Annotated in this window: 17 protein-coding genes; 2 read left to right on the plus strand and 15 right to left on the minus strand. The window is 69.1% G+C overall.

Translation table 11 applies throughout. The features are described 5' to 3' along the window. Nucleotides 1-48 precede the first annotated feature (48 nt). The 15 genes from J7I97_RS05585 to J7I97_RS05655 form a co-directional block, all read right to left on the minus strand. Nucleotides 49-816: a MinD/ParA family protein gene (locus tag J7I97_RS05585; RefSeq protein WP_214931270.1), complete on the minus strand. Its 768-nt coding sequence runs from the start codon at nt 814-816 to the stop codon at nt 49-51. Between the two features lie 63 nt (nt 817-879). Next, nucleotides 880-2,133, minus strand: a complete 1,254-nt coding sequence (locus tag J7I97_RS05590) for a PP2C family protein-serine/threonine phosphatase (RefSeq protein ID WP_214931271.1) — start codon at nt 2,131-2,133, stop codon at nt 880-882. Nucleotides 2,134-2,143: 10 nt separating this feature from the next. After that, a complete protein-coding gene (locus J7I97_RS05595) occupies nt 2,144-2,620 on the minus strand; it encodes an ATP-binding protein (RefSeq protein ID WP_251049504.1) in 477 nt (158 codons plus the stop codon). 15 nt (nt 2,621-2,635) lie between these two features. Further along, nucleotides 2,636-2,947, minus strand: coding sequence for an anti-sigma factor antagonist (locus J7I97_RS05600; RefSeq protein WP_308363506.1), 312 nt, complete (start codon nt 2,945-2,947; stop codon nt 2,636-2,638). Nucleotides 2,948-3,019: 72 nt separating this feature from the next. After that, nucleotides 3,020-5,155 carry a glycogen debranching protein GlgX gene (glgX, locus tag J7I97_RS05605; RefSeq protein WP_251058505.1) on the minus strand — a complete coding sequence of 712 codons (2,136 nt, stop codon included), beginning with the start codon at nt 5,153-5,155 and terminating at the stop codon, nt 3,020-3,022. Continuing rightward, nucleotides 5,152-5,493, minus strand: coding sequence for an STAS domain-containing protein (locus J7I97_RS05610; protein WP_214931273.1), 342 nt, complete (start codon nt 5,491-5,493; stop codon nt 5,152-5,154). The genes glgX and J7I97_RS05610 overlap by 4 nt, the downstream gene beginning before the upstream one ends. Next, nucleotides 5,490-7,331 carry an AGE family epimerase/isomerase gene (locus tag J7I97_RS05615; protein WP_214931274.1) on the minus strand — a complete coding sequence of 614 codons (1,842 nt, stop codon included), beginning with the start codon at nt 7,329-7,331 and terminating at the stop codon, nt 5,490-5,492. Before J7I97_RS05615 ends, J7I97_RS05610 begins: the two co-directional genes overlap by 4 nt. 40 nt (nt 7,332-7,371) lie before the next feature. Then, nucleotides 7,372-8,571, minus strand: coding sequence for a low temperature requirement protein A (locus J7I97_RS05620; protein WP_214931275.1), 1,200 nt, complete (start codon nt 8,569-8,571; stop codon nt 7,372-7,374). A gap of 38 nt (nt 8,572-8,609) precedes the next feature. Then, on the minus strand, nt 8,610-8,996 hold the full coding sequence (locus J7I97_RS05625) for a nuclear transport factor 2 family protein (RefSeq protein ID WP_214931276.1): 387 nt from the start codon (nt 8,994-8,996) through the stop codon (nt 8,610-8,612). Nucleotides 8,997-9,026: 30 nt separating this feature from the next. Next, nucleotides 9,027-9,650, minus strand: a complete 624-nt coding sequence (locus J7I97_RS05630) for a DJ-1/PfpI family protein (protein WP_214931277.1) — start codon at nt 9,648-9,650, stop codon at nt 9,027-9,029. Between the two features lie 5 nt (nt 9,651-9,655). Continuing rightward, nucleotides 9,656-10,072, minus strand: coding sequence for an ester cyclase (locus J7I97_RS05635; protein ID WP_214931278.1), 417 nt, complete (start codon nt 10,070-10,072; stop codon nt 9,656-9,658). A 102-nt stretch (nt 10,073-10,174) separates the two neighbouring features. Continuing rightward, on the minus strand, nt 10,175-11,686 hold the full coding sequence (locus J7I97_RS05640) for a GMC family oxidoreductase (protein ID WP_214931279.1): 1,512 nt from the start codon (nt 11,684-11,686) through the stop codon (nt 10,175-10,177). A gap of 63 nt (nt 11,687-11,749) precedes the next feature. Beyond that, entirely contained in the window at nt 11,750-12,223 is a 474-nt protein-coding gene (locus J7I97_RS05645) for a VOC family protein (RefSeq protein WP_214931280.1), read from the minus strand. A 34-nt stretch (nt 12,224-12,257) separates the two neighbouring features. Continuing rightward, a complete protein-coding gene (locus tag J7I97_RS05650) occupies nt 12,258-12,551 on the minus strand; it encodes a putative quinol monooxygenase (RefSeq protein ID WP_214931281.1) in 294 nt (97 codons plus the stop codon). A 54-nt stretch (nt 12,552-12,605) separates the two neighbouring features. Then, nucleotides 12,606-13,313 carry a DJ-1/PfpI family protein gene (locus J7I97_RS05655; protein WP_214931282.1) on the minus strand — a complete coding sequence of 236 codons (708 nt, stop codon included), beginning with the start codon at nt 13,311-13,313 and terminating at the stop codon, nt 12,606-12,608. A gap of 213 nt (nt 13,314-13,526) precedes the next feature. Between J7I97_RS05655 and J7I97_RS05660 the strand changes: the two genes are divergently transcribed. Beyond that, a complete protein-coding gene (locus J7I97_RS05660; protein ID WP_214931283.1) occupies nt 13,527-14,918 on the plus strand; it encodes an MFS transporter in 1,392 nt (463 codons plus the stop codon). Between the two features lie 49 nt (nt 14,919-14,967). Next, nucleotides 14,968-16,134, plus strand: coding sequence for a ferritin-like protein (locus tag J7I97_RS05665; RefSeq protein WP_214931284.1), 1,167 nt, complete (start codon nt 14,968-14,970; stop codon nt 16,132-16,134). Nucleotides 16,135-16,152 lie beyond the last annotated feature (18 nt).

The raw sequence follows: 16,152 nt of genomic DNA on the forward strand, positions 1-16,152 counted from the left end.
CGCTGTACGTGTGGGGGATCGGGCCGGTGCTGTACGGGCCGCCGGCGGTCAACGGCGTATCCCGGTGGTCCCGTTGCTGACTTCGGAGATGATCCGGCGGTACCCCGCGACCAGCGGGTGGTGCGGGTACGCCGTGCTGAAGAGCCGTTCCCCGGCCAGTGACGCCATCTCCGGGGCGTACGGCAGGACGGCGGTGACCTTCGTGGCGTAGGCGCTCTCCACCTCGCTGCGCAGCCGGTCGTGCACCACACCGCCCGGCGCGAGGTTGACGGCGACGCTCATGCGCACGCAGCCGAGGCGGCCCGCGAGCGCCATGGTCTCCCCCGCGCCCGCCAGGTCGAGGCGGTCGGCCCTGGTCATGATCACCAGGACGTCCGCGCTGGCCATCGACGTCACCGTCTCGTTGTTGAAGCCCGCGTGGGTGTCGAGGAGCAGCACATCGAGGGCGAGGGAGTCGATGAGCCGGTCGAAGCCCTCCCGCAACAGGCCGACGTCGTAGCCGCGGCCCATGATCTCGTTGATGCCGGCGGCCCGGTTCCTGGCCGGCACCAGGAAGAGTCCTTCGTGTCCGGCGTCGGTGTCCGCCGGGTAGGCGGCGTCCTCGATCTCGCAGTGACCCATCAGGTAGTCGGCGAGGGAGCGCCGTACCGGCGCCATGGCACCGCTGAACATCACGTCGAGGGACGGTGTCTGTATGTCCGTGTCCACCAGGGCGACCCTGCGGCCGGCGGAGGCCAGGAGCAGGGCGAGGTTCGCGGTGGTGCTGGACTTGCCCGTGCCTCCTCGGTAGGAGTGGACGGTGATGATCTGTGACATGGTCTCCACCTGGTAGTTCGGCGAGTCGCGGCAACACGGGACGGGACGGTCGGCCGGGTGGCCTCAGGCCGTGCCCGCGTCACCGGGTCTGCGCCAGTGGACGGCCATCATGGTGATGTCGTCGGACTGCTCGGCCGGGCCGACGAACTCACCCAGCGCCCCGTCCATGTGGTCGAGCAGCTCCTCACCCGTCACCGCGGCCTCCGTCAGCCGCTTGAGCATCTGGTCCTCGCCGAAGAACTCGCCCGACGCCGAACGTGCCTCGGTGACTCCGTCGGTGTAGATGAAGAGGGTGTCGCCGGGGCTGAACTGCGTGTAGCCGAGCGAGAAGGTGACGTCGGGGATGACGCCGACGGCCGGTCCCGTGGGGTCGAGCAGGACCGGCTCCGCGCCGTTCCCGCTGACCAGCACCGGCGGGTTGTGCCCGCCGTTGATGTACACGAGGCTGCCGGTGGCCGGGTCGAGGACGCCGAAGAACATCGTGGCGAAGTAGCCCTGCCGGATGTGGTTGCGGGTCAGGTAGTTGTTGGTGCCGACCACGGCGTTGAGCAGCGGTGTGGCCCCCACGACGGGGATCGCCCGGCTCTGCTCCTGCCAGGCGGTCTCCTCGCCGAGCAGGTCGGCGGCGAGCAGGTTCTGCAGTCCGCTCTGTTCGGCCGTGTGCCGCAGCAGGCTGCGGATCAGGGCCATGAAGAGCGCGGCGCCGACGCCCTTGTCGCAGACGTCGGCCACGACCAGGGCCAGTCGGCGCTTGTTGACCAGTTCGAACACGTCGTAGAAATCGCCGGCGACCGTCCGGGCGGGGCGGAAGCGGACGTGTATCTCCCAGTCGTCGGGGCTGGGCAGCGAGTCCGGCAGGAAACCCATCTGGATCTCCCGGCCGATCTCCAGCTCCCGTTCGTAGCCGAGCAGTTCGGCGTGCTCGGCCACGTCCTGCATGGTGCGGCTGTGGTCGGCGTGCTCATGGCAGTTGCGCAGGCGGGCGCGGATCAGTTCCGGGTAGAACGGCGGCACCAGATAGTCGGATCCGGCGTACACGTGGTTGCCGAGCAGATGCAGCTCGTGCTCGGCGAAGGCCACGACGGTCGGGCGGTGCCCCTCGTCGCCGAGCCGCCGCGCCACCGCCCTGACGGTGTGCGGGGACAGACCCGCGTGCGCGAGCAGTACCTCGGCCCGCGGGGCCTGGCCGGACCTGGCACCGAGCACATCGCCCGGGGTGCGCACCCGTACGCGGGCGCCCACCGTGTCCAGTGCCTTCAGCAGCTCTGCGGGCGCGTTGGCGTGCTCTTCGAGCACCAGCACCTTCGTCTGTGACATCTCGTCCCATCTATCCGCTCGTCAGCCGGGGCCTGTTCACCGCGAGGGTGCTCACATTGCGTCCGGTCACCAGCTCGTACGCGAAGGAGTCCACCGCGGTGAACGCGAGATAGACGCCGAGTCCGCCGATCTCGCGTTCGGAGAGCGGTACGTCCAGCGCGGGCGGCCGCATTCCCTGGCGGGGGTCGAAGGCGGGGGCGTCGTCCTCGAAGCGCACCCACACCCGGTCCTTGGTGACGCCGCCGGCCACCGAGATCTCGCCCGTCGCGTCCCGGTACCCGTGCATGACGATGTTGGTGGCGAGCTCGTCGGCGGCGAGCCGCAGCCGGTACACGCACTCCTCGGGCAGACAGGCACCGGCGCCCAGCCTGAGCACGAAATCCGCGATCTCGTCGAGCCGTTCGAGCGCGGCGGGAATGCGCAGCACGGCCGGGGACCACTCGCAGCCTGCCGCCTCAGGCATCGCCGCACCGAAGTCGAGCGCCATCCGTCCCCACCCCTCTCAGGCGTCGACCAGGTCGATGCTGTGGTCGAAGCCGGCCAGGCGGATGGTCCTGGCGACCGTGTCGACGGCGCCGACCACGGCGATGCGGACGTCGTCGCCCATCTTCTGCCGGGCGAAGACCAGCGAGCGCAGGCCCGCACTGGACAGGTAGACGAGCTGTTCGGCACGTATCACCAGTTCGATCGCCCCGGACTGGGCGGCGGTGGTGACCGTGTCGTGGAACTGTGGCGCCGTCTCGGCGTCCAGCTCGCCCTTCAGCTCGATGGTGGCGGTGCGGTCGTTGATCCTCAGCCTGGCGTCGAATGTCACGGTGCTCTCCTCTGCTTGCGAAGACGGTCCGGTGCGCTGCTGCGTCATCGGGGGAGGGGCCGGCGGTACGGGTCAGCCTTCGGATTGCGTACGGCCGACCAGGACCACCACGGAGTGCGGGCCCAGGTGATAGCGGCCGGGGTGCCGCAGCGGGGGTTCCGCCCCGATGGGGTGGGCCGCCGGGGCGGTGGTGTCCGCGAAGAGGTGCCAGGCCTCGCCGTCGGGCAGCCGGGGCAGCTCCACGTCGTGGGCCTCCCAGTGGGCGTTGACCGCGACGTAGATGTGGTCGTCGGTCACGGTGCCGCCCTTGGCGTGCCGCCCGCAGCGCATCATGGCGAGGATGCGGCTGTGGTCCGCCCAGTCGGGCTGCCAGGCGTGCACCCCGTGCCAGCTGACGTCGGGGAAGCCGCTGCCGACCCGGTCGGTGCCGTGCGGGTGCTCGGTGCCCCGCAGCACCGGGTGTGCGTGCCGGAAGGCGATCAGCGCCCGTACGAAGTCGAGGAGCTCGGCGTGGGCCTCGACGAGCCCCCAGTCCACCCAGGAGAGCTCGTTGTCCTGGCAGTAGGTGTTGTTGTTGCCGAGCTGGGTGCGGCCCAGTTCGTCGCCGGCCAGGATCATCGGCACGCCCTGGCTGGTCAGCAGGAGGGCCAGCATGTTCTTCATCTGGCGCGTCCGCAGCTCGCGGACGTGCGCGGAGGCGCTGGGGCCCTCCTCCCCGCAGTTCCAGCTGTGGTTGTCGTTGGCCCCGTCGCCGTTGTTCTCGCCGTTGGCCTCGTTGTGCTTCTCGTTGTACGAGACGAGGTCGGCCAGTGTGAACCCGTCGTGCGCGGTGATGAAGTTGACCGACGCCGTCGAGGTGCGCCCCTGGTAGAGATCGGGCGAGCCGGCCATGCGGGTGGCCAGCTCGCCAACGAGACCGGGCTCGCCCTTGACGAACTTGCGCACCACGTCCCGGTACTTCCCGTTCCACTCCGACCAGCGGCCGTAGTTCGGGAAGTGCCCCACCTGGTAGAGGCCGGCAGCGTCCCAGGCCTCGGCGATCAGCTTGGTGTGCCGCAGGACCGGGTCATAGGCGAGCTGCTCCAGCAGCGGCGGGTTGGGCAGCGGAGTGCCGTCCTGGGCCCGGTCGAGGATCGCCGCGAGGTCGAAGCGGAATCCGTCGATGTGGTACTCCGAGACCCAGTACCGCAGGCACGACAGCACGAAGTCGCGCACCACCGGGTGGTTGCAGTTGACCGTGTTGCCGGTCCCGCTGAAGTTGTAATACTCGCCGTTCGGCGTGAGCATGTAGTACGTGGCGTTGTCGAGGCCCCTGAAGGAAATCGTCGGGCCCTGCTCGTTGCCCTCGGCGGTGTGGTTGAAGACCACGTCGAGCATGACTTCGATTCCGGCCCGGTGCAGCTCCTTGACCAGCGATTTGAACTCGTCGGTCTGCATCCGGAACCGGCCGGTGGCGGCGTAGCCGGCCTTGGGCGCGAAGAACGAGACGGTGTTGTAGCCCCAGTAGTTGTGCAGGCGCTCCCCGGTCACCGGATTGGTGCGCGGGTTGTCCAGCTCGTCGAACTCGAAGACGGGCAGCAGCTCGATGCAGTTGACGCCCAGCTCCTTCAGGTACGGGATCTTCTCCCGCAGCCCGGCGTACGTGCCCGGCGCCGTGACGCCGGAGGAGGGGTGCCGGGTGAAGCCGCGCACGTGGGCCTCGTAGATGACGAGGTCCTCGGTGGGGATGTCCAGCGGCCGGTCGTCGCCCCAGTCGAAGTCGTCGTTCACCACCTGGGCGCGGTAGGGGTAGACGTTGCTCCAGTCGGGTTCGGCGCCCCACACGTCGCGGCCCGAGACGAGCCGGGCGTACGGGTCGCTGAGCACCCGGCGGGCGTCGAAGCGGTCGCCGGCCGCCGGGTCGAAGGGCCCGTCCGCGCGGAAGCCGTACTCCAGGTTCTCCGGGTCGAGCCCGAAGACCGACATGGCGTACACGCTTCCGATCCGGAACGTCGGCGGGAACTCCAGTTCGGCCATGGGCTGCTCGGCCCCGCGCTCGAACAGCACCAGGGTCATCGCGGTGGCGCGGTCGGAGTAGACGGAGAAGTTGATGCCACCCGGCATCGGAACGGCGCCGTAGGGGAAGGGCCGCCCGGCCCGTACCCGGTAGGCGCCGATCCGATGGGTGGGGAACGCGTCGACGCGTTCACGCATGTCCTGAGTGGTCATCGCCCGGTGCGTTCCAGTTCGACGTCCAGATCATCGGCGATCTTGAAGAAGTCGAGGAAGCCGGTGGCGCTCATCACGAACCGGACCTCGTCGGAAAGGCCGATCAGCACGATCCTGGCCTCCACCTGCTGGGCGCGCCGGTGCACGATCAGCAGGGTGCGCAGTCCGGCACTGGAGATGTACGTGACGCCGGTGAGGTCGATCAGGACCTCGGCGCCCTCCTCGATGAACGGGAGCAGCTGGGCCTGGAGCCCGCCGGACGTGGTGGAGTTGATCTCGCCGTCCAGCGTGATCACGGTTGCGCGGCCCACGGTGCGGGTGCCGACACGGATGGTCATCGGGCCACCTCCTCCGTCGTGCGGTTGGCGGCGAGCCGGACCTTGACCTTGACCCGGCCCGAGGTCTCGGGGAGCCGGACGGTCAGCGCCCCGCTGTCGTAGTCGGTGTGCCGCTCGCCGTCGATCTCGACGGACTCGATGCGCACCGAGCCGGCCGGCAGCAGGTCCGGGGACACCCGCAGCAGGCGGTCCTCGACGAGCGCCGGGTCGGGCTTGAACCAGAAGTCCATCGCCTTGCCGTTGACCAGCAGGTTGTTGTAGACCGCCGCCAGATAGCACAGCTCCGCCGAGTGGTACATGGACATGGAGTGGCTGCCCTTGAGCCGCTCGACGCCCAGCAGGTACGGCAGGCCGCTGGCGAGGGTGTTGAAGTAGACGGCGCCCTCGTCGTGGTCGAGGAAGAAGGCGTTGTAGAAGGACTGGGCGTCGCGGGCCTCGGTGGCGAACTCCTCGCGGCCGGTGGTGCCGTGCAGGATCAGGTAGGCGAGGATCGCCTGCTCCTGCTGCCACCAGGCCTTGCGGTCGTGCCAGGCGAAGCGGAACTGCTCCTCCTGGCCGGCCTTGAGGCGCTCGACGACGTCGTACCAGCCGCCGCGCTGGCGGTCCGCGCCGACCGCCGGCATGGTCTCGCCGATGGAGACGGCCGTGTCGATGTAGGCGTCCTTGGCGCGCAGCGAGTGCATGCGCATCAGGTTCCAGGCGATCTTCAGGTTGTGGCCGATGACCGCGCGGTCCTGCTGCCAGCCGTGCGTGGTGTCGTGCGACCAGTCCTTGTGGAACCGCTCCTGGACGAAGGGGCTGTTCTTGGTGTCGGGGAAGCGCTCGACGATGGTGTCGAAGGTGTACTCCAGCATGTCGGCGTAGCTCTTCTCGCCGGTCGCCAGGTACAGGTTGATCAGGTACGCGGGGGCGTGGTCGCCGACCGAGTTCCAGTTCTTGCGGGCCCGGTTGGGGCCGAGCGAGGCGTGCTCGGGGCTGAGCAGGATCGGGTCGATGTGCGAGAAGTAGCCGCCCTCGTCCGGGTCCAGGTAGAACCGGTCGAAGAGCCGGATGGTGGCGTCCGCGTCGGCCTTGATCCGCGGGTCGCCGGTGATCCGGTAGGTCTGGACGGGGCCGGCGAGGGCGTAGATCTGCTCGTACGCCGGCAGCGCGTCGTAGTCGTCGGAGAACTCCGAGGTGAACAGCTTGGTCTCGGTGTCCCCGTCGACCTTGAGGCCGTGGTACCAGTACACGACGTTCTCGTCGGTGTCGACGAAGCGCATGTGCTCGCGCAGGTACTCGGTGCCGCGCTCGGCGACCTCCAGGTACTGGTCGTCGCCGGTGAGCAGGAACGCGGACGCCATGCCGTAGACCAGCCGGGAGATGGTGTCCGTCTCCTGGACGTGGCTGGCGGTCTTCTCACCGCCGAGCCGGATGTCCGTGCGGTACCGGGAGAAGTCGACGGGCCCGTTGCCGAACTGGGCCTTGCGGTAGAACGCGGCGATCTCCTCGATCTGCCGGATCCACCAGCTGTCCTCCTCGAAGCGGTAGTCGTCGCCCTGGCGGCCGACGAAGATCAGCCGCTTCGCCTCGAACCGGGGCGCCTCGCCGTTCGGGTAGAAGACGCCGTACGCGAAGACGAACCGCCCCTCTTCGAGCAGCGCGTCGATGTGGCCCGACGCGTCCTGGTACGGCTCGCCCAGGTTGTGCAGCAGCTCCGCGCTGGGACCGCCGTCGAGGGCCACCTCGAAGTCCCGGCCGTCCGCGGTGGTCAGCGTGAAGCTGCGGGCCTCCTTGTCGAAGGCGGTCGCCCGGCCGGCGATGGTGTCGGAGAAGGTGAAGTTCACTGTGTTGGACATGTCTGTCTCCCGTTGCAGGAGGGGCCCGAGGGCCTTGCGGTCACGGTCTGGGGTTGCGTTCGACCTGGCCCACGACGGCGGCCCGGCTCTCGATCAAGATCTGGCAGGCGAGCCCGCCGATCAGGAGGGTCTCGAGCAGCACGGGTGAGATCCCGTCGCCCGCCACGCCGAACAGCACGAAGACAGCGCCGAGGCCGAGCCGCGACCAGGATCTGAGGTCGCCCCCCAGTCCCACGTTGAGCAGGTGGATGCCGCCCACCCCGAGCAGGAAGGCGGCCACGCCGAAGCAGAGCACCGGGCCGCCGTCCGAGAGCGGGGGGCCGCCGGCGTCGGCCTCCCGGGCCGCGAGCAGCCCGCCGACGCCGGTCACCGCGATGCCGCCGTGCACGAACAGGTGCCCGTAGACGTACGCCTGGCCGGTCAGCCGCCACTGCCGCAGCGGGGAGGCGTCCACGTGGTCGAAGACGATCCACCACTGGCAGGCGGCGAGCAGGAAGGAGCCCGCCACCACCACCAGCGCCTCGGCGCGCAGCCGGCTGGACGCGATCCCGATCGCGTTGAGCGCGACGACCTCGCCCAGCACGATGATGGTGAACAGGCCGAACCGCTCCGGCACGTGCGAGACGTTGAACGGGACGCGGGCGATCGCCGAGCTCGACAGGATCGGCGTCAGCAGTTCGGCGACCAGTCCCGCCACCCACAGGACGTAGCAGTACGGCACGGGCAGGAGCGCGGAGGCTCCCCACAGGGCCGCGCCCAGCCCGTACCCCTGGAGGAACCGCTTGGTCAGCAGTCTGGCCTTGGGTACGTGGAAGTGGGCGCGCAGGTAGAGCCCGACGAGGATCAGCCGCGCCGCGAAGTAGCCCAGGGCGAACCGCTTCGCCCCGCCCGCTCCGTCGAACGCGTGCGGTACCGCCACCGAGAGCAGCAGTACCGCCATCATCGCGGCGATCATGATCAGCCGGTAGACGCGGTCGTCGTTGTCGAAGCGGTCGGCGTAGAAGGTGAAGCAGACCCAGGTCCACCAGATGGGCACGAACAGCGCGGTGAAGTGCAGCGCCCCCGGCCACGACGGGGAGCCGAGCAGCACCTCGACGAGTTCCGCCACGGCCACCACGAACACGAGGTCGAAGAAGAGCTCGAGCGGCGTGGCGGCGCGGTGGGTCCCCTCTTCGGACACCCTCAGCCGCACCCGCCCGCGGTGCAGTCGTATCTTCCCGGTGTAGGTACCGCGTGCCATCGCGCGCTCCGGCGCGGCCTGGACCCCCCTCATTCCGGTCAGCTCCCGGCGACCTGGGTGTGGGCCTCGTCGTGGTAGCCCTTGATCTCGGTGATCAGGCCGGCGTCGTCCACCTTGAAGGTGTCGATGCCGCGGTCCTGGATGACCGCGCCGTCCTTCTTGTACGCGGTGATGTGGAAGGCCATGGCCGCCTCGTCACCGGTGATGACGAGGTCGGTGACGCGGAACTCGACCCGGTCGAAGACCTCGAAGGCGCCGTCGAAGAAGCCGGTCACGGCGGCCCGGCCGCGGTTGGCGGGCGAGCCCACGGGCTCGAACTGCACGACGTCCTCGGCGAGGAGCGAGATGAAGCGCTCCCGGTCCTTCTTGCTGAAACTCTCGGCGTATCCCTCGACGGCGTCGCGGATCTGCTGCTGCTCTGGCATGACCTCTCCCTCGGTCTCGGTCCCTCGGTCTCAGTGCGCGGGCCTGGCGGCGGCCGCTTCGATCTCTCGGACGAAGGTGTCCATGAACTCCCGGGTCACCTGCGGGTGCTTGGCGGTGATCAGGTCCCCGTCGACCACCAGGTCGACCGTGCCGTACCCGCCGTCGTAGACCACCTCGGCGCCGGCGTTCTCCACATCGCAGACGATGTTGTGGGCGCAGGTGACCCGGCGCCCCTCCAGCAGCTCGCGGTCGGCGCACAGCAGCCACAGAGAGTGGCAGATGGTGCCGACCTTGAGCCCGTCGACCGCCATGGCGGCCCGTAGGAACTCCACGGCCGGTGCCTTGTTACGACTGCCGGGGCCCGCGATCTCGACCTGGTAGCGCAGCCGGTCCATGGCGTACGCGCCGATCAGGATCAGGCCCGCGTAGTCGGACGGGTTCACCGAGGCGACCTCGGTGGTGACCGTGACGTGCTCCTCGACGTACCCGTTGTCCGGGTTGCTGCCGAAGGTCAGGGACGGCTGGCCCCACAGGTGGGAGACGTACTCGACCTCGTAGCCGTGCTGGGGGAAGTACTGGTTGAAGGCGCGGAACTCGGTCTGGTCGAAGTGCTCCTCGATGAGGACCGCGATGCGGCCCTTGGCCGGCGCCATCCGGGTCACCCGGCCAGGCCGAGCGGAGCGAGCAGCTGCCGGGGGTCGAAGTAGGCGGTGACCTCCTTGATCAGGCCGTCCTCGATCCGGAAGATGTTCATCCCGCGCACCTCGATGTGCTGGCCGGTCGGGGCGGCCCCCATGAAGACGCCCTGGTGGGTGCCGGTGATGGTGAAGGCGGCGGCGACCTTGTCGTCCTGCTCCAGGAGGTCGTCGATGGTGAAGACCCGGTCCGGGAAGCCGCCGTACCAGCGCAGCGCGAACTCCTTGTACGCGGGCAGGCCGTGGATGCCGTTGGGCGAGATCGGGTTGTCGAAGATCACGTCGGGAGCCATGATCCGGTCGGCGACCTGAAGGTTGCCGGGAGCGGTCAGGAACTCCTCGTAGTACGTGTGGACGAGCTTGGTCCCCTCTTCGGACACGGGACACTCCTTCGGAACGTGGATGGGCAGGCGCGGTCCGCGCCCACGGGGCACGGCCGGCCCCCGGCCGGTGGGGTCGGCGGGGAGCCGGCCGGGCGCGGATCAGGCGCCCTGGAGGAACCATTCGGCGGCGCGCTCGCCGATGACGTAGCAGGTCAGGTTGGGGTTGGCGCTTACGTGGGTCGGCATGATCGACGCGTCGACCACGCTGAGGTTCTGCACGCCGTACACCCGCAGTCGCTGGTCGACGACCGCGCTCGGGTCGCTGCTCGGGCCCATCTTGGCCGTGCCGACCGGGTGCCACAGGGTGGCGGAGTTCTCGCGGATGTAGTCGAGCAGCAGGGCGTCGTCGTCCACCTGGCGCTGGGTCAGCTTGTCCGACAGGCCCGTCGACAGGTCCTGGATCTGCTTGGAGTTGGCGATCTCCCAGGACAGCCGGACGCCGTCCATCGCGATGCTGCGGTCCGCGTCGGTGCCGTAGGAGTTGAGGGCGATGTGGGGCTGGACCGACGCGTCGGCGCTGCGCAGGGAGATCCGGCCGCGGCACTCCGGCTTCTGCAGCACGCTCATCACGCTGATCGGCCGGTGGGTGACCGGCACGTAGCGGCTGACGAAGTACAGCTGCATGTCGTTGAACTGCTCGGATCCGGGGTTGGTGTAGCGCACCAGCACCTGGACGTCCGGGTCGTTCGGGTCGGTGACGCCATCCTTGGGCAGCAGGCCGACCGTGATCTGCTGGTGCTCGATCAGGTTCTCGCCGACGTGGGGCTGGTCGAGCACCACGTCGATGCCGAGCGCGCGCAGCTCCTCCTGCGGGCCGATGCCCGAACGCAGCAGGATGGCGGGGGTGTTGAGGGCGCCGGCGGAGAGCGTGACCTGGTCGCCGTAGACCTTCTCCAGCGTGCCGCCGGTCTCGACCTCGACGCCGACGGCCTTGGTGCCCTCGAAGAGCACCCGGTGCACGGTGGCGCCGGAGCGGATGGCGAGGTTCTTCCGCTTGCGGGCCTCGGTGAGGTACGCGATCGCGGTGGAGACGCGCAGGTCGCCCCGGCGGTTCATCGGGATCGGGCCGACACCGGTGGACTCCGGGTCGTTGTGGTCCTCGACGTAGCCGAAGCCCTGATCGATGCAGGCCTCCAGGTAGGCGGCCTGGAACGGCACGAGCTCGTCGCGGGTGTGCCGGACGATCGGAGTCGGGCCGCCCTTTCCGTGCCAGGGGCCGCCGAAGTCCCGGTCGTCCTCGATCGCGCGGAAGTAGGGGAGCATCGAGCTCCACGACCACTCGTCGTTGCCCAGCTGGGCCCACTCGTCGTAGTCCGCCGGGATACCGCGCAGCGCGATGGCGCCGTTGACCGCGGAGCAGCCGCCGGCGACCTTGCCGCGGGCGTACGTGAGGGAGCGGCCCGGGACCGCCTCGGCGCTGTAGCCCCAGTCGTGGTCCTCGACGGACACGGTCCGCGCGTTGGTGAGGTCGCCGGGGATATCGGAGTTGTCCGCCCAGTCGGGACCGGCCTCGATCAGCAGGACCTTGATCTCGGGGTCGCCGGCGGTGAGCTTGCTCGCCAGGACGGCACCGGAGGAGCCGGCGCCGACGACTATGTGGTCATACCTCATGGATTCTCCTTCTCTGGAGTGGTGCCGCGAGCGCGACGGCGGCCACGGCGGCCACGGCGGGGCTCACAGGCCCGGGAACTCATCGGTCTCGATCCAGGTCTCGATGGCCTGCTTCTCCGCGAGATCGACGTACTCGAACCGGACCCCCAGGGCGTCCGGCTCGGTGATGATCCAGTCCGGGGTCGCACCCTCGGCGCTGCGCGAGGCGGCCTCGATGCCGATGCCCTCGGCCTGGAGCGCCTCGATGCGGCCGGCCATGTCCGGCTCCCAGACGCCGAGGTAGAGGATCTGGCCCTCTTTGGCGGTCGAGAAGATGCCCTGGTCGCCGTCCGACTCGATCAGCTCGTAATACGGCGGCCCCTGCTTCGAGAAGGCGACATGGACCACCTGCTCGTGCGGCAGCGGGTCTTCCAGGCGCGGATTGGTCACGTGCGCGGGTTTCGTGAAAGAGAGCCCGTGCACCCTGGAGTAGTAGTCGATTGCCTTCTCCAGATCGGGAACGACCACACCGATATGGAAGTAGGGCTGCTCGGTCATATCGCCTCCCTGTCGTGCGAATTGCTTGGGCGGATTACTCGTCCACCGGGTCGTACGCATCGAGCTGCGGCGGCCGCGAAAGATACGTCAGCATTTCCGGGACGATTTCCTTCAGGTATTCCTTGGCGCTGTGCTCGGCGAGGGCGGCCTCGTCCAGGTACTGCTCGACGACGAGATACCTGCGGGGCGTGGTCCGGTGGCGTACGAACTCGAACACCGGGGTGCCCGGCTCGTTCGCCCTGACCTTCTCCACCAGCAGCTTGAGCACCTCCTCGAAGGGCTCCTCGCTGCCTTCCGCCACGTCCAGGACGGTGGTGCACGTGATCATGGTCTTCCCGTCTTCCCGTCTGCTCTTCTTCCCGTCTGACCGGCCGGACCGGCGTCAGCTCAGCGGCGGCAGCAGGATGTCCGCCGTCTCCTCCTGGAGCTGGGCCTCGGCCTCGGGGTAGGCGTAGTACTCGTGGCCCTCGTTTTGGAACAGCTGGTAGCCGATGGCGCCGCGGGTGTCGAACCACATCGACATCTCCTTGCCGACCTCCTCGCCGAAGAGGTGGGCGACCATCGCGATGGTGCCGGCGTTGATCGCGGCGGCGCCGGCGGTGGTCCAGATGCGCTCCTCGGGCGCGCCGAGCCACATCAGGCGCGGCTCGACCACGTTGGCGCCCTCTTCCTTGAGGCGCTTGGAGATGGGCGGGCTGCAGGTCACCGGGGTCTTGCCGAGGATGCCGGCGCGCTGGAGGATGCCGACGCCGACGCAGTTGGCGCCGATGAACTTGCCGTTGACGTGGTGGTGGCGGATGGTGTCGAGGATCCGCTCGTTCTTCGTCGCGTCGCCGGAGCCGCGGCCGCCGGGAATGTAGAGGACGTCGTACAGATCGTCGTCCTTGAGTACCGCGTGCGGCTCGACCTTGGCGCCCATCTGCATGGAGACGGGGCCCTCTTCCAGGGCCACCAGCTTGACCTCGATGTCCTCGCCGGTCTTCTCCTTGAGATAGACCGCGACACCGATCAGGATCTCCCAGGGAATGATGGTGTCCGATTCGCTGCACCGGTCGTACGCGAGAACACCGATGCTCTTGATAGCGCCCATGGTTCTTCCTCTCCATTCCGCTCCGGATTACCGGTATCCCGGTCCGCAGCGAAGCTAGCCCGGCCCCGCAATGGCCTCAGAATTTTCCGCGGATACTTCCTGACCTCACGATCGGGGGTGCCCTGGAACACCTGACCGAGCGGCCCGGCCGAGTTCCTAAAGTCCAACCGATTTTCTGGTTGGGCGCGGCGGAGGTTGGTCACCCTGGCCGCCATGACAAGTGAGAGTTCTGAGCTGCTGACTCAGCCAACCGGCGACAGTAAGGAGACACAGCGCAGTGGCCGGCCGACGGGCCGCTTCATCGGCATCGCCGTCGGCAACTTCCTGGTCCTGCTGGACGCCTCCATCCTCAACGTGGCCCTGCCGGACCTGCGGGACGATCTGCACGCCCCGGCGAGTGCGCTGCCGTGGACGGTGGACGCCTACACGGTGGTCTTCGCCGGTCTGATGCTGGCCGCCGGTTCCATCGCCGACCGGTGGGGACCGCGCCGGGTCTACCGCGTGGCGCTGGTCTCCTTCGGCGTCATCTCGCTGCTGTGCGCCGCGGCCGGATCGGCCGGACCGCTCATCGCCGGGCGCGCCCTGCTCGGTGTGGCCGCCGCGGGTCTCGTACCCGCCTCGCTCGCCCTGCTCGCGGGGCTGTATCCGGATCCGGCCAAGCGCTCCCGCGCGGTCGGCGCCTGGGCGGCGATCAGCGCGCTCGGTCTGGTCTCGGGCCCCGTGCTCGGCGGTGTGCTGGTCGCCGCCGGCGGCTGGCAGCTGGTCTTCCTCGTGAACCCGCCGATCGCCCTGATCACCTTCGTCCTGGCGAGGAAGCTGTCCGCGGACAAGCCGACCGCCCACCGGCCGGTGGACTACCCGGGCCTGCTGCTCTCCATCATCGGCCTCGGCGCGCTGACCTTCGGCCTGGTGGACGGCGGCACCGATGGCTGGGCCCACCCCGTGCCGGTGGCCGCCATCGTGATCGCCGTATTGGCGTTCGGCGCGCTCGCCTACGTGGAGCGCCGCGCCCCGGACCCGGCGCTGCCGCCCGCTCTGCTCTCGCTGTCACGCGTACGTGCCGACCTGGTGGCGGGCTCCGCCGCGTCCTTCGCGTTCTACGGGCTGCTGTTCGCCATGACGCAGTGGATGGTCGAGCAGCGGGGGATGTCCCCGCTCGAAACCGGCCTCGCCTTCCTGCCGATGACCCTGCCGCTGGCCGTGCTGCCGTTCTTCACCGGACGTCTGGTCGCGAAGATCGGCACCCGGCCGCTGATCCTGTTCGGCCTCGCCGGCGGCGCCCTGTCCGGCGCGATCCTCTCCTTCTCCGGCACCGACACCCCGCTGGCCCTGCTCATCGCGGCCCAGCTGGCCCTCGCGCTGTGCGCCACCACGGCGATCCCCGCCTCGACCGCCGACATGGCGACCGCGGCGCCGCAGCGCCTCGCGGCCACCGCACAGGGCGCGCTGAACGCCGCACGCCAGGCCGGCTCCGCGCTGGGCGTCGCGGTGCTCGGAACCCTGGCCTCGATGCACCAGATCGGACTCGCGGTCGTCGTGCTCGGCCTCGGCTCGCTGCTCGTGGTCGGCCTGCTCGGCCGGGCCAGGGCGACTCAGGACGCCTGAAATCCCGCCTCCCGTACCGCCGTACGACACGACCGAAAGGACCAGCACGATGACCACCGCTTCAGAGACGGCCGTCAAGGCCCCCGCCCGGCGCAACGTCCCCTGGATCCGTGCCGCGCTCCAGACCGCGATCGAGCTGGAGCACTCCACGCTGCCGATCTACACCTCGGCCATGCTCTCGCTGGAGGTGCAGAACTACACGAGCTACAACACCATCCGCAGCGTGCTGATGGAGGAGATGGTGCACATGGCCATCGCCGCCAACATGCTCGCGGCGATCGGAGGCCGGCCCAAGATCAAGCACCTCGACCCGAAGTTCCCCTCCCACGGCCTGCCCGGCGGTGTGGAGCCCGATCTGCACATCGGCCTCGCCAAGCTCTCCAAGCCGCAGCTGCGCAACTTCATGCGCCTGGAGTCCCCGCTGTTCCTGCTGCCGGAGGAGTACAGCCACGAGAGCTTCCCGACCATCGGCAAGCTCTACTCCGAGATCAAGGACGCCATCGTCGACAACGCCGACGAGCTGCGGGCGGCGGTCAAGGGCGGCGGGGTCGCCAACCAGGTGGGCGACAACATCGGCTTCAAGACCATCGTTCCGACCGCCGGCGTCGACCCGGTCGACCAGCTCCTCGAGGGGATCAACGAGATCCTGGAGCAGGGCGAGGGCGCGACGGGCGGCACCATCCAGGCGGGCGCCGCGTTCCAGCACGAGGAGTCGCACTACGGGAAGTTCGCCGAGCTCTGGTACGGCCGCGAGTACCGGGAGCCGAACCCGGCGCTGGAGCTGAGCCCGGAGACCGAGGCCGTGCACTTCCAGGGCAGCAAGATCGACTGGCCGGCCGTGGTGAACACCCTCGCCGTGCCGCTCGACGGCTACGAGAAGGTGCTCGCCGCCGACCCCGACGGGGCCGAGGCCGAGAAGGAACTCCTCCAGTTCGACGAGACGTACACGGGCATGATGGTCCACCTCGACGAGCTGTGGAACGGCTCGATGGCCACCCAGTGGCCCACCTTCGGGGACGCCGTCCACCACATGGTGAAGTTCCGGGTGTTCTCCTGCTTCACCTTCATGCGGCGCCAGATCCCCAAGTCGGTGATCGACGACCTGCCGCGGCTGTACCCCTCGGAGTTCGGCTACCTGAACACCTACACCGACCTGAACCAGCCGGTCTTCTACGGCCCCCGCTTCCGCAATCTCGCCGCGGTCGGCCAGGCCTGATCACCTCCGAGCACCCCT

Source organism: Streptomyces sp. ISL-87 (assembly GCF_018614095.1).
In the GTDB taxonomy this organism is placed as follows: domain Bacteria; phylum Actinomycetota; class Actinomycetes; order Streptomycetales; family Streptomycetaceae; genus Streptomyces.

Excerpts from the sequence above, each read along its gene's own strand:
- J7I97_RS05625 (WP_214931276.1), bottom strand. The coding sequence starts at position 8,996 with ATGCCAGAGCAGCAGCAGATCCGCGACGCCGTCGAGGGATACGCCGAG.
- J7I97_RS05640 (WP_214931279.1), bottom strand. The coding sequence starts at position 11,686 with ATGAGGTATGACCACATAGTCGTCGGCGCCGGCTCCTCCGGTGCCGTC.
- J7I97_RS05665 (WP_214931284.1), top strand. The coding sequence starts at position 14,968 with ATGACCACCGCTTCAGAGACGGCCGTCAAGGCCCCCGCCCGGCGCAAC.
- J7I97_RS05590 (WP_214931271.1), bottom strand. The coding sequence starts at position 2,133 with ATGTCACAGACGAAGGTGCTGGTGCTCGAAGAGCACGCCAACGCGCCC.
- J7I97_RS05650 (WP_214931281.1), bottom strand. The coding sequence starts at position 12,551 with ATGATCACGTGCACCACCGTCCTGGACGTGGCGGAAGGCAGCGAGGAG.
- J7I97_RS05630 (WP_214931277.1), bottom strand. The coding sequence starts at position 9,650 with ATGGCGCCGGCCAAGGGCCGCATCGCGGTCCTCATCGAGGAGCACTTC.
- glgX (WP_251058505.1), bottom strand. The coding sequence starts at position 5,155 with ATGACCACTCAGGACATGCGTGAACGCGTCGACGCGTTCCCCACCCAT.
- J7I97_RS05585 (WP_214931270.1), bottom strand. The coding sequence starts at position 816 with ATGTCACAGATCATCACCGTCCACTCCTACCGAGGAGGCACGGGCAAG.
- J7I97_RS05660 (WP_214931283.1), top strand. The coding sequence starts at position 13,527 with ATGACAAGTGAGAGTTCTGAGCTGCTGACTCAGCCAACCGGCGACAGT.
- J7I97_RS05595 (WP_251049504.1), bottom strand. The coding sequence starts at position 2,620 with ATGGCGCTCGACTTCGGTGCGGCGATGCCTGAGGCGGCAGGCTGCGAG.
- J7I97_RS05620 (WP_214931275.1), bottom strand. The coding sequence starts at position 8,571 with ATGGCACGCGGTACCTACACCGGGAAGATACGACTGCACCGCGGGCGG.
- J7I97_RS05645 (WP_214931280.1), bottom strand. The coding sequence starts at position 12,223 with ATGACCGAGCAGCCCTACTTCCATATCGGTGTGGTCGTTCCCGATCTG.
- J7I97_RS05610 (WP_214931273.1), bottom strand. The coding sequence starts at position 5,493 with ATGACCATCCGTGTCGGCACCCGCACCGTGGGCCGCGCAACCGTGATC.
- J7I97_RS05655 (WP_214931282.1), bottom strand. The coding sequence starts at position 13,313 with ATGGGCGCTATCAAGAGCATCGGTGTTCTCGCGTACGACCGGTGCAGC.
- J7I97_RS05615 (WP_214931274.1), bottom strand. The coding sequence starts at position 7,331 with ATGTCCAACACAGTGAACTTCACCTTCTCCGACACCATCGCCGGCCGG.